The sequence below is a fragment of the Pseudomonas entomophila L48 genome (assembly GCF_000026105.1).
Lineage (GTDB): Bacteria > Pseudomonadota > Gammaproteobacteria > Pseudomonadales > Pseudomonadaceae > Aquipseudomonas > Aquipseudomonas entomophila.
Genome location: NC_008027.1, coordinates 2,153,164 through 2,165,015 on the forward strand (window position 1 = coordinate 2,153,164; position 11,852 = coordinate 2,165,015).

Genomic DNA, 11,852 nt, shown 5'->3' on the forward strand with positions numbered 1-11,852 from the left:
TGCGCTCCCTGTCTCAGTAGTGGGCCAAATGCGCCTGCTTGACCAGGTCCTCGTACAAACGGGCGTAGGGTTCCACTGCCTGGCACCAGTTGAACGGCTGGGTCATCGACAGGCAGCGCATGGCGTTGAGCAGGTGCTTCTTGCCGTACACATAGAAGGCGCGGCCCAGGGCTTCGCGGTAGCTGTCGACGGTGGAGTCGTCGAACAGGAAACCGGTCACGCCGTTCTCGATGGTGTCGGCCAGCCCGCCGGTGTTGCGTGCCACCGGCAGCGAGCCGAAGCGCTGGGCGTACATCTGGCTCAGGCCGCAGGGCTCGTAGCGCGAGGGCATCAGCAGGAAGTCGGAGCCGGCGAACATGCGCCGGGCGTCGGTTTCGTTGAAACCGATGCGCACGCCGATGCGGCCCGGGTGACGCAGGGCGAGTTCGCGCATGGCCTGTTCTTCTTCCGGCTCGCCCCGGCCAATGATCGCCAGCTGGCCGCCTTGCTCGACGATGTAGTCGGCCACGCCCAGGGTCAGGTCCAGCCCTTTCTGGTAGACCAGTCGCGACACCACCGCGAACAGCGGCCCCTCGGACGGTTCCAGCGCGAACAGCTCGCGCACCTGCTGGGCGTTGCGCGCCTTGCCGGCCCAGTCGTTGATGCTGAAGTTGTGGTGCAGGTGCTGGTCGGTGGCCGAGTCCCAGCTCTCGTCGATGCCGTTGGGGATGCCGCCGAGCAGGCCTTGCTGGGCCTTGCTGGCGAGGAAACCGTCCAGCCCGCAGCCGAACTCGGGCGTGGTGATCTCGCGGGCGTAGGTGGCGCTGACCGTGGTGATGTGGCTGGAGTAGGCCAGCCCCGCCTTGAGGAACGACAGCTTGCCGTAGAACTCCATGCCTTCCTGCTGCATGGCGTGGTCTGGGATCGCCAGTTCCGGGCTGCAGCCGCGGCTGTACACGCCTTGGTAGGCGAGGTTGTGGATGGTGAACAGGGTCGGCGTGCTCAGCCCGCGCCAGTGCATGTAGGCCGGGGCCAGGCCGGCCGGCCAGTCATGGGCGTGCACCAGGTCCGGGCGCCAGTGGGCCATGCCTTCGCCGGCGGCGATTTCGGCCGCGGCCAGGCCCAGGCGGGCGAAGCGGATATGGTTGTCCGGCCAGTCGCGGCCATTGTTGGCGCCGTAGGGGGTGCCGTCGCGCTGGTACAGCTCGGGGCAGATCAGCACGTAGATCACCAGGCCGTCGGCCAGGTCCATGCGCCCGATCTTGCACGGTGGCAGCGCGGCATGGCCGCCCAGTTCACCGACGATATGGATGGGGTTGTCGCTTTCGACCACCTGGCGGTAGCCGGGGATCAGTACGCGCACGTCATGCAGGTGCGCCAGGGCCCGGGGCAGGGCCGCGGACACGTCGCCCAGGCCGCCGGTCTTGACCAGGTCGGCAATCTCCGAGGTGACGAACAGGATCTTGCGCTTGTTCGGGTTGTGCTGGCGCTGGGCGCCGGGTGCCTTGGCTGTCGTGGCGAAATCCGGGGTGAGCGGTTCGCGGTTGTCCGGGTTGAATGCGTCTACGTGAGGTTCGACAGCGGCACTGATCATACTTCTCTCCGTCCCATGTGCATTTCAGGTGCGTGGCGTTGGCTCGTTCTGGTTCTCTCTGGTGTTGGTCACTGCATCTTCGTAGTGCGATCCTTGCCCCAAAGCTGTGCGCGCAGGCGCGGCACGTGCGGCATTCCGGCCGAAAGGCGCGTGGACTGGCTGGGGTGGGTTGGCCTGGCGTGAGGAAGTCCCTTTGCGTTGGCCTACTTAGTTCCTGACCTGCCCGTATTTCGGAAAGTTCGACTTTTTTACGTCACTTTTTCCGAGCAATTCGCGGGCCGAAACTGGAGTGTAGGAGACGAACGGGCATTAAAGTGACCCGCTGGTCATTTTTATTGCGGTGTTTTTTTGCGCAAACGTTGGCGAGATGTCACGGCAGGTGACCGATGGCGCGGAGGGCGAAAGGGAGGAGGGGCCGCGATGCGGCCCCGGGGTGTCTCAGGTCACGACCTGGTAGCACGGCACATAGGCCGCGCCGCCTGGCAGCTTCATCCGGTGCTGGTCGACGAACGCCTGCAGCAGGCGCCCCAGCGGGTCGAGGATCGCCGCGTCGCCGCGGATCTGGTAGGGGCCGTGTTCTTCGATCAGGCGGATGCCCTTGTCCTTGACGTTGCCGGCGACGATGCCAGAGAACGCCCGGCGCAGGTTGGCCGCCAGCTCGTGGGGCGGCAGGTCGCGGCGCAGGGCCAGCGCGGCCATGTTCTCGTGGGTTGGGTCGAATGGATGCTGGAAGCCTTCGGCAATCTTCAGCAGCCAGTTGAAGTGGAAGGCATCGTTGCGCTCGCGGCGGAACTGCTTGACCTCCTTGAGCCCCTCGACCATCTGCCGGGCCACTTCGGCCGGGTCGTCGATGATGATCTGGTAGTGGCGCTGGGCGGCTTCGCCCAGGGTGGCGCCGACGAAGGCGTGCAGTTGCTGCAGGAACGGTTCGGCGCTGCGTGGGCCGGTGAGGACGACCGGGAACGGCAGGTCCTGGTTGTCCGGGTGCATGAGAATGCCGAGCAGGTAGAGGAACTCCTCGGCGGTGCCGGCGCCGCCGGGGAAGATGATGATGCCGTGGCCGACACGGACGAAGGCCTCCAGGCGCTTCTCGATGTCCGGCAGGATCACCAGCTCGTTGACGATCGGGTTGGGTGCCTCGGCGGCGATGATGCCCGGCTCGGTCAAGCCGAGGTAGCGGCTGCCGTGCATGCGCTGCTTGGCGTGGGCGATGGTGGCGCCCTTCATCGGGCCTTTCATCACGCCCGGGCCGCAACCGGTGCAGACATCCAGCTTGCGCAGGCCCAGTTCGTGGCCGACCTTCTTGGTGTACTGGTATTCCTCGCTGCTGATCGAGTGGCCGCCCCAGCACACCACCATCTTCGGTTCCACGCCCGGGCGCAGGGTGCGGGCGTTGCGCAGCAGGTGGAAGACATAGTCGGTGAGGCCCTGGGAGCTTTCCAGGTCGATGCGCTGGCTGGCCAGCTCGCTTTCGGTGTAGACGATGTCGCGCAGGGCGCTGAACAGCATTTCCCGGGTGCTGGCGATCATCTCGCCATCGACGAAGGCATCGGCCGGCGCGTTGAGCAGCTCAAGGCGCACGCCGCGGTCTTGTTGGTGGATACGCACCTCGAAGTCCTTGTAGGCCTCGAGGATGGTCTTGGCGTTGTCGACATGGGCGCCGGTGTTGAGGATGGCCAGGGCGCACTGGCGGAACAGGGTGTAGAGGCTGCCGGTACCGACTTCGCTCAGTTGCTGGACTTCACGTTGCGACAGCGTCTCCAGGCTGCCCTTGGGGCTGACGGAGGCGTTGATGACATTGCGTTGGGGCATGTAAGTCTTTCCTGTGCGGGTAAAACATCCTTCTTGGACAACACCATACAAGCAAATGTGCGTGGCAACGAGGGGGTGGGTGAAAATCCGGTTCGCTGGATGCAGCCCCTCCATAACCCACGGTGCGCCCCCTGTAGGAGCGGCTTCAGCCGCGATCACCCGCAAGGCGGGTGCCATGCACCGTGTTAACCCGCATCGCGGCTGAAGCCGCTCCTACGGAGCAGCGCAATCAGAAAAGGGCGGGGTAGGGAAGAGCGGCAGAGGCTGTGATAATGGCCGCAATTACAAGGGCCATACCATGCTGACCATCTCCAACAACGTGCATCTGCCGGATGCCGAAATAGAACTCACCTACATCCGCGCCCAAGGCGCGGGTGGGCAGAATGTCAACAAGGTGTCCAGCGCCGTGCACCTGCGCTTCGACATCCCGGCCTCGTCGCTGCCCGAGTTCTACAAGGCGCGGCTGCTGGCGCTGCGTGACAGCCGCATCACCGGCGACGGTGTGTTGATCATCAAGGCCCAGCAGTACCGTACTCAGGAGCAGAACCGCACTGACGCACTGGCGCGTCTCGCCGAATTGATCATCGCGGCCGGCAAGACCGAGAAGAAACGCCGCCCTACCAAACCGACCCTTGGCTCGAAGACCCGCCGACTCGAAGGAAAGGTCAGGCGGAGCTGTGTCAAGGCGGGGCGAGGCAAGGTGGATTTCTAGTGCTGGTGGTGGAACGTTGCTGGCAAGTCACAGTTCTGGTAGCGCAAACCTCTGGGACTGAGCACCGAGGTCGTTATCTATTTACTCGAGGGGATTGGTTTTGCGATTTTGTTTTTTAATTTTGCGCTCTGGTATTTCCTTGTTTGTTATTTTGAATTTGACTTTCTCGATGGTGTGTTGTTGTAGAGAATCCGGGGAGTAATACAGTGCGGCCGATTTTTTTTTGTTGTTGGGGGCCCTGTGAGCTGTTCTGAGGTTGTTGAATATGGCGATATTTTTCCCTTTTTGTGCTTGGGCAGAGTTGAATATTATTCCGTCAATTTGATGTTCGGTTTGAGTGGTGAGATATTCGGCGAGAACCTGGGTTGCCAAGTAGTCTTTCTTCTGCTCAGGCAGCACAGGCCTAGTGATCTCCTTGTGTAGAAGCTTCAAGAAATCTCGCTTGCCTTGTTTTTCCTCGTATTCACGGTCGAAAATGCTCAGTGGGCTGTTATCAAATGATGCTTCCAAAAGGCTAAAATCGAATACCTGGATGGGCTTCTGTAATTTGAATTTTCCCGTTATGACTCTGGACCCAACGGGTGGTCGCAATTCGGCGATGCAAGTTTTACGTTCAAAGGCTGCATAGAATACAGAAATCCCCTCGGCGTTCATTCTACCCGCCCCGGGCTTTCCTGGTGGTGCAGCACCCAGCATCGAACCGGGGTTCTCTACGATTTCGGCGTAGGCACTGTCGGTGTCGCAGCGGCGCCCCCTGTAAAGAGTCCCTTTAGTCATGGTACGGATGATGGTTGGTGAGTCCGCTCCATAGACTACAAATTTTTCAATGCCTTCAAACAGCCAGTCGAAGTAGGACTTTGCCGCGGTGTTGAAAAAGCGGCTGCCTAGGTTCAGCTCGGCCTTGAAATTTTCCCATTTCTCCATGGCTTCGTCAGGGAAGTTTGGGTGTCTGACGTAGTCACCATCTTCATGAAACTCTGGCTCTTCTCCATTGCGTATGTCACCTCGCTCTGGACGGGTGATCTCGTTTAGAATCAGCTCGACGAAACTTGAATCTTCGGGGGCGTGAAGCAAGTCGGAAAGTACTTCCTGCAGGGTTTCGCCCTCTGGCTCTTCGTGACTTATTTTGTCGGAGTCCGGGCAGTGAATTGCCGAGCCTTCCCCACGTCTGTAATTGTCTCTCAAGAAGTCGATGACAATGTTGGCTATCAGTTCAACAGAAACGGCTTTTTTCGTGGTTTTGCAAAGTGCACACTTTCCGTTCGTGCCGTTGGCTCGGATGTGTGTCACAAGTCCAGGGTCGTTCACGCAGTTCATGCAAATCATCAATTAGCCCCTATCTATCTTCAGCAGCCACCGTACTGCATTCTCGGTCTCTTCACTGCGGCGCTCGTAATCACATCCTCTGTAGCTTTTGAGTCTGACAGACTGAACGGTGAAGTCCGCAGATGAAAGAGGCGTGCAGATCACTGGACCTTGAACACATGCCGCAGATACGCCACAAAATTCTCATCCCGACACTGAGTCTTCCCCGGGCTGTCGGAAATCTTCGCCACCGGCGCGCCGTTGCAGGCGGTCATCTTGATCACCATGTTCATCGGCTTCACCCCAGGAATGTCACAGGTAAGGTTGGTGCCGATGCCGAAACTGACATGGATCCTGCCATTCAACGCCCGGTACAACTCAAGCATTTTCTGGAAATCCAACCCATCGGAGAAGATCAGCGTCTTGCCCTTCGGGTCGATCACCAGCCGTTCATAGTGGGCGATGGCCTTCTCAGCCCAAGCCAGCGGCTCACCCGAATCATGGCGCAAACCGTCAAACAGCTTGCCAAAGTACAGATCGAAATCGCGCATGAACGCATCCATGCCAATGCAGTCAGTCAGGGCGATACCCAACTGCCCCCGATACTCACGCACCCAGCATTCCAGCGCAGCGGCCTGGCTGTCGACCAGCCGTGGGCCAAGCTGCTGGTGGGCCATGAACCATTCGTGGGCCATGGTGCCGATAGGCTTGAGCTGGTACTCACGGGCCAGGTGCACGTTGCTGGTGCCGACGAAGCGCCCCGGGAAGTCGCGCTTGAGAATGTGCACCACCTCTTCCTGCACCCGGTAGGAGAAGCGCCGGCGGGTGCCGAAGTCGGCCAGTTGCAGGCCGGCCAGTTCAGCCGTGCTGGCTTCGGCCTTGAGCCAGTCGAGCTTCTGGTACAGGCGTTCGCCCACCTGCTCGATCACCACGTCGCGATAGCGGTAGCGGTTGCGCACCTCGGAGATGATCGCCAGCAGCGGGATCTCGAACAGGATCACATGCAGCCAAGGCCCGCGTATGCGGATCGCCAGTTGCCCGGCATCGTCGAGGCCGACCTGGACATAGCGCAGGTTGAAGCGGAACAGGCTGAGGAAGCGGATGAAGTCAGGCTTGATGAACGGGATCTTCTCCAGGTACGCCAGCTGGTCGAGGGTCACCGAAACATCGGCCAGTTGTTCGACCTGGTAGCGGATCTCGGCGAGGTAGGGCGCCAGGTCCTCGTCGTTGCGGCAGCGGAACTCCCACTCCACCTCGGCGTTGGGGTAGTTGTGCAGCACCGCCTGCATCATGGTGATCTTGTAGAAGTCGGTGTCCAGCAAGTTCTGGACGATCCGTGGGCCAAATACGCTGTCGGTCATGGGCGGGCTTCCTGCAGCAGGGTGAGTCGGGTGTCGAGCGCGGCTTCGTCGGCGCAGAGGTGGATGCCGGCGGCGCTCATCGCGGCGCAGGCGTCGTTGGCACCGTCGGCGCTCAGGGCGCGGCAGGCCGGGAGGTACAGCAGCACCTCGAAGCCGGCCCGGCGCAGTTGCAGGGCGGTGGTGCGCACGCAGTAGTCCAGGGCCAGGCCGCCGACGATGATCGCCTGCACCTGTTGCACCTTGAGGTATTCGATCACGCCGGTGGAGCGGCGCTCGGCCAGGTCGTGGTAGCAGGCGCCGTAGGGGTGCAGGTCGAGCTCGACGCCTTTCCAGACGAAATAGTCGTAGTCGACCGGGGCGGGCAGGCCGGGTAGCAGTTCGAAGCCCGGGGTGCCGGGGACGCAGTGGCTCACCCAGGTCAGGTCGGCGTTGGCCAGCGCCAGGGGCTGCAGCATCTGGCTCGCTTCGGCCACGACCCAGGCGGCGTTGGCCGGGTGGGCGTCCTTGCTGCCCAGGCGCAAGGTGGCGCGGCGGGCCATGAGGTTGAGCGCGGGGGCGATCTGCTCGCCGCCAGGCACCGGCAGTTCCTGCGGGGCGTTGGCGGTGAAACCGTTCTGCGCGTCGACATCGAAACTGGCGATTTTCATCGGAGGCGTCTCCTCGGCTGGAATGTCGATATAATTCACCTGGTGCATTAAGTCTGTCAAGGATGAAATTGAATACAGTTTGGTACTTGATCGATTTATTTGCTCTGGTGGAATATATGGCGATCTTGGAGGGGAGCCTTGCCGTGAGCACAGCAGAAGTCCTGGCCAGCGTGGATATCGTCGCGCTGCGCCTGTCACCGCATACCCAGCGCCTGCAGGTGCTGCTTCATCAGCGCGAGCGCGAGCCCCATGCCGGGCAGTGGGCCTTGCCGGGGGTGATCGTCAACGGGCGCACGCCGGACAACAGCCTCGACGCCGCCGCCGAGCGGGCCTTGGCCGAAAAAGCACGGGTGGTGCCGCGCCACCTTGAGCAGGTGGGGACCGAGGGCAATGCCTTCCGTGATCCGCGAGGGTGGTCGCTGAGCACTTACTACCTGGCGTTGCTCGATCCGGCTGCCGAAGTGGAGGACGGGGCGCTGGCGTTCTACGACCTGGACAGCCTGCTGGCGCGCAAGGTGCTGCTGCCATTCGATCACCGGCTGCTGGTCGAGCGGGCCTGTGAGCGCCTGGCGAGCAAATCGGTGTACACCAGCCTGCCGCTCTACCTTGTCGCGGAGTGCTTCACCGTGGTCGATGCCCTGGCAGCGGTGCAGGCGTGCCTGGGGCAGTCGATCAACAACACCTCGCTGCGTAAGCGCCTGGAGCGCATGAAAGCCGCGGGCTGGGTGGAGGACACTGGCGAGAAGCACCAGCCCAGGCTGGGGCGCCCGCAGCAGCTGTACCGGCATACGCCGCAAGGGGCGGGCGCCTTCGTGTTCGACCGCAGCCTGCTGGCGGCGGGCTGAAGTTAGCGGGGGCCGCCTGTGCCGCGTGCGTGCAGGGCCTTCGCCACTTCGGCCTCGATCTTGTAGGCCGGCCCCTCCAATTCCTGCGAATTGTGGGTGTAGCGCTGGGCGAAGGTCTCGACCCCCAGTTCCTGGTACTGCTGCACGTGCTTGAGCTCATGGGCCCACAGCGCCACGTTGTCCTCTGCGTCGCCGGCGCGGCGGAAGATGACCGTGTCGATCAGGGTCACCGCGTTCACATCGGGGTTTTGCAGCAGCGCATTGGCCGCGCTGATCTGCTGGTCGTCGCCGACCCGGTAGCGGGCGGCATCGAGCACGGCGAAGTCGTACCAGGGTTCGAGCTGGGCACGAATGTGCAAGGGGATGGGCTGGGTGCCATTGGCCGTTGCTTCATCCCGCGCCTGGCGCAGGGCGAAGGCCAGGCTGGCGGCAGCCACGCGCTCGACATCCTGCAATACCTGGCCACCCTGGCCGGGGTCGATCGGCGCGCAGAAGCACACCACCAGGCACACCTGGTATTGCCCGACGGGGCAGCTGTTCTGGGCAAAAGCCGGCAGGGCCAGCAACAAGCCGAACAGGGCACTAGCAATCTTCATCGAGCACCTTGTCGACCAGTGTGCGGCTGGATTGCAGTACCTGCTCCTGGACGTCTTCGCTGGCCAGCATGCGCCCGACCACCAGCGCACCGACGCACTGGCTGATCAAGGCCCAGGCCAGTCGCGGGTCTTGCAGGGTGCTGCTCCAGGCATCGTGCAGCGCCACCAGCCAATGCTCGGCTTCTTCACGCACTGGCCGTTCGGCGCGGGCGATCTCCACGCCCAGGGGCGGCAGCGGGCAGCCGCCTTCGGCGTTGTGCAGGTGGGCGAGGCTCAGGTACTGGTCGAGGCAACGTTTCAGGCGCCCATGATCGGTACCGCGACTGGCCTGTCGTCCCAGCGGGCTGTTTGAAAGTTCGCGGCGGACCACTTCGGTGAACAGGTCATCCTTGGATGGGAAGTGGTTGTAGAACGCGCCGCCGGTCAGGCCGATGGCCTTCATCAGCCCGGCCACCCCGGTGCTGGCGAAACCGCCGCGCTTGGCCAGCGCGCCACTGCTGGCCAGCAGTTTCTCGCGGGTCTGTTGCTTGTGTTCGAGGGAGTAGCGCATCCGGAAACCTCATGGCGCTGGCTTGACGTTCGGCAGATCGTAGCATAGCGTTCGTTTACTAAACGATCATTCATCAATGGAGAGGTCCATGGCAGAACAACAAAAAGTCGTGCTGGTGATCGGGGCGGGCGATGCCACTGGAGGTGAGATCGCCAAGCGCTTTGCCCGCGAGGGCTATATCGCCTGCGTCACCCGGCGCCAGGCCGAGAAGTTGCAATCGCTGGTGGACGAGATTCGCGCCGCAGGCGGGCAGGCCCATGGTTTCGGTTCCGATGCGCGCAAGGAGGAGGAGGTGGCCGAGCTGGTCGAGACCATCGAGCGCGATATCGGCCCGATCGAAGCGTTTGTCTTCAATATCGGCGCCAATGTGCCCTGCAGCATCCTTGAAGAGACACCGCGCAAGTACTTCAAGATCTGGGAAATGGCTTGTTTCGCGGGCTTTCTGACCGCCCAGGCAGTGGCTCGACGCATGGTGACCCGCGAGCGCGGCACGATTCTTTTCACCGGTGCCACCGCCGGCACCCGTGGCGCCGCCGGCTTCGCCGCCTTCGCCGGGGCCAAGCACGCCTTGCGCGCCCTGGCCCAGAGCATGGCCCGGGAGCTGGGGCCACGGAATGTCCATGTCGCCCATGTGGTGGTCGATGGCGCCATCGACACCGCCTTCATCCGTGACACCTTCCCCGAGCGCTATGCCCTCAAGGACCAGGACGGCATCCTCGCCCCGGCGCATATCGCCGACAGCTACTGGTTCCTGCACACTCAGCCGCGGGACGCCTGGACCTTCGAGCTGGACTTGCGCCCCTGGATGGAACGCTGGTAACCCCTCACTCACACAAGGATCGCCGCATGAGCAAGACCGTCGAGTTCTATTTTGACCTGGGCAGCCCGGCCACCTATCTGGGCTGGACCCAGTTGCCCGCTCTCTGCGCCCGCCAGGATGCGCAACTGGTGTACCGGCCGATGCTGCTGGGTGGGGTGTTCCAGGCTACCGGCAATGCATCGCCGGTGATGGTGCCGGCCAAGGGGCGCTACATGTTCATTGACCTTCAGCGCTTTGCCGACCGTTATGGCGTGCCGTTCGGGCTGCCACCGGGGTTTCCGGTGAACACGCTGACCCTGATGCGGGGGGTGATCGGCACCCAGTTGCAGGCGCCTGCGCGGTTCGAGGCGTTGCTCAAGGTGCTGTTCGAAGGGTTGTGGGTGCACAGGCGCAACCTGTCGGACCCGGCCGTGCTGGCTGACACTTTGGCACAGGCGGGGTTCGATGCAGAGGCGTTCGTGGCACTGGCTGGACAGCCTGAGGTCAAGGAGGCGCTCAAGCAAGCGACAGAGAAGGCTGTGGGCCGGGGCGTATTCGGGGCGCCAACTTGCTTTGTCGGTGAGCAGATGTTCTTTGGCCAGGACCGGCTGGATTTTGTCGAGGAGGCGTTGATCGGGTAGGAGTGGCTTTAGCCGCGATGCAGGCAACACGGTGCCTGGCACCCGCTTCGCGGGTGATCGCGGCTGAAGCCGCTCCTACAGAGGAATGGGTATGGGCTTCAGTAATTGCTCGATCCGGTCGCGCTCCCAGATGCTCAGGTGGTCGACCGGGTTGGTGCCATAGCGGTGCCACTGCTCAAGATCAGCCTGGCGGCCGTCGGGGCTCTGGCACCCGGTGCAGCAGGCCAGGCCTTCGCCGTCCAGCAGCAGGCTCAGCGACCAGCCGTCGACATGCACTTCGATCTGCCCGTCGGGCAGGCGGGCAACAATGTCCAGCGCCAGGATGCCAAGGGCGGCATCACGCAGGCATTGCCAGGCTTCCCGGCTGCTGACGCAGGGCACGGCGCGGTCAGAAGTTCGCCGGGGTGTTGGCGCTGATGATTTCCGCTTCGTCCGGGCCGATGTTCTTGAAGCTGTGCGGCAGCGTGGTGGGGATGTAGTAGCCGTCGCCTGCGTTGAGCACGCTGACCTGGCCATCGACCCACAGCTCCATGGTGCCCCGGGTGACCAGGCCGCATTCCTCGCCTTCCGAATGCACGATCGGCTCGCCGGAGTCGGCGCCGGGGGCATACAGTTCGCGCAGCATGCGCATCTGCCGGCCTTCGACACTGGCGCCAACCAACAGCATGCGCAGGCCGTTGCGGCCCAGGTCGGGCTGCTCGCCGCCACGGAACACGAAGCGCTCCTCGCGCACCGGTTCGTCGAAGCTGAAGAACTCTGCCAGGGACATGGGGATGCCCTCGAGCAGTTTTTTCAGGGAACTGACCGAAGGGCTGACGCGGTTCTGCTCGATCTGCGAGATCGTCGAGTTGGTCAGGCCGCTGCGGCGGGCCAGCTCCCGTTGGGAGAGGTTGTTGCGTTCACGCACCAGCTTGAGTCGTGTCCCCGTGTCCATAGCCGCCTTGTTTGCAGAGGTGTCAAAAATAATGGGCGACGCATTAAAACACACTCTGCGGGCTTGCGCGCTGTGCG

Annotated in this window: 13 protein-coding genes; 4 read left to right on the forward strand and 9 right to left on the reverse strand. The window is 62.8% G+C overall.

The genetic code is table 11. The annotated features are described in order from the left end of the window. Nucleotides 1-13 precede the first annotated feature (13 nt). Nucleotides 14-1,573 carry a glycogen synthase GlgA gene (gene glgA, locus PSEEN_RS09555; protein ID WP_011533288.1) on the reverse strand — a complete coding sequence of 520 codons (1,560 nt, stop codon included), beginning with the start codon at nt 1,571-1,573 and terminating at the stop codon, nt 14-16. A 438-nt stretch (nt 1,574-2,011) separates the two neighbouring features. Next, nucleotides 2,012-3,385, reverse strand: a complete 1,374-nt coding sequence (ppnN, locus tag PSEEN_RS09560; RefSeq protein WP_011533289.1) for a nucleotide 5'-monophosphate nucleosidase PpnN — start codon at nt 3,383-3,385, stop codon at nt 2,012-2,014. A 298-nt stretch (nt 3,386-3,683) separates the two neighbouring features. On the opposite strand from ppnN, the gene arfB reads away from it, so the two are divergent. Continuing rightward, nucleotides 3,684-4,097, forward strand: a complete 414-nt coding sequence (gene arfB, locus PSEEN_RS09565) for an alternative ribosome rescue aminoacyl-tRNA hydrolase ArfB (protein ID WP_011533290.1) — start codon at nt 3,684-3,686, stop codon at nt 4,095-4,097. An 81-nt stretch (nt 4,098-4,178) separates the two neighbouring features. On the opposite strand, the gene PSEEN_RS09570 is transcribed toward arfB, so the two are convergent. From PSEEN_RS09570 to PSEEN_RS09580, 3 genes are all read right to left on the reverse strand, one after another. Beyond that, nucleotides 4,179-5,414, reverse strand: coding sequence for an RES family NAD+ phosphorylase (locus tag PSEEN_RS09570; RefSeq protein ID WP_044487939.1), 1,236 nt, complete (start codon nt 5,412-5,414; stop codon nt 4,179-4,181). 149 nt (nt 5,415-5,563) lie between these two features. Next, a complete protein-coding gene (gene pncB / locus PSEEN_RS09575) occupies nt 5,564-6,763 on the reverse strand; it encodes a nicotinate phosphoribosyltransferase (protein WP_011533292.1) in 1,200 nt (399 codons plus the stop codon). Beyond that, nucleotides 6,760-7,410 carry a nicotinamidase gene (locus PSEEN_RS09580; protein WP_011533293.1) on the reverse strand — a complete coding sequence of 217 codons (651 nt, stop codon included), beginning with the start codon at nt 7,408-7,410 and terminating at the stop codon, nt 6,760-6,762. Before PSEEN_RS09580 ends, pncB begins: the two co-directional genes overlap by 4 nt. A 143-nt stretch (nt 7,411-7,553) precedes the next feature. Here PSEEN_RS09580 and PSEEN_RS09585 point away from each other — a divergent pair, with 143 nt between their 5' ends. Continuing rightward, a complete protein-coding gene (locus PSEEN_RS09585) occupies nt 7,554-8,255 on the forward strand; it encodes an NUDIX hydrolase (RefSeq protein ID WP_011533294.1) in 702 nt (233 codons plus the stop codon). 2 nt (nt 8,256-8,257) lie between these two features. Here PSEEN_RS09585 and PSEEN_RS09590 read toward each other — a convergent pair whose 3' ends face one another. After that, complete coding sequence (locus PSEEN_RS09590; RefSeq protein WP_011533295.1) at nt 8,258-8,851, reverse strand: eCIS core domain-containing protein; 594 nt, start codon at nt 8,849-8,851, stop codon at nt 8,258-8,260. Continuing rightward, nucleotides 8,838-9,401 (reverse strand): TetR/AcrR family transcriptional regulator, encoded by a 564-nt coding sequence (locus tag PSEEN_RS09595; RefSeq protein ID WP_011533296.1) that lies wholly within the window; start codon nt 9,399-9,401, stop codon nt 8,838-8,840. Before PSEEN_RS09595 ends, PSEEN_RS09590 begins: the two co-directional genes overlap by 14 nt. 88 nt (nt 9,402-9,489) lie before the next feature. Here PSEEN_RS09595 and PSEEN_RS09600 point away from each other — a divergent pair, with 88 nt between their 5' ends. Both PSEEN_RS09600 and PSEEN_RS09605 read left to right on the forward strand, forming a co-directional pair. Beyond that, a complete protein-coding gene (locus PSEEN_RS09600; RefSeq protein ID WP_011533297.1) occupies nt 9,490-10,221 on the forward strand; it encodes an SDR family oxidoreductase in 732 nt (243 codons plus the stop codon). A gap of 26 nt (nt 10,222-10,247) precedes the next feature. Next, on the forward strand, nt 10,248-10,841 hold the full coding sequence (locus PSEEN_RS09605; RefSeq protein ID WP_011533298.1) for a 2-hydroxychromene-2-carboxylate isomerase: 594 nt from the start codon (nt 10,248-10,250) through the stop codon (nt 10,839-10,841). Nucleotides 10,842-10,916: 75 nt separating this feature from the next. Here the strand turns inward: PSEEN_RS09605 and PSEEN_RS09610 are convergent, their stop codons facing one another. After that, nucleotides 10,917-11,222 (reverse strand): DUF7693 family protein, encoded by a 306-nt coding sequence (locus PSEEN_RS09610; RefSeq protein WP_011533299.1) that lies wholly within the window; start codon nt 11,220-11,222, stop codon nt 10,917-10,919. A 7-nt stretch (nt 11,223-11,229) separates the two neighbouring features. Continuing rightward, nucleotides 11,230-11,775: a cupin domain-containing protein gene (locus PSEEN_RS09615; RefSeq protein WP_011533300.1), complete on the reverse strand. Its 546-nt coding sequence runs from the start codon at nt 11,773-11,775 to the stop codon at nt 11,230-11,232. Nucleotides 11,776-11,852 lie beyond the last annotated feature (77 nt).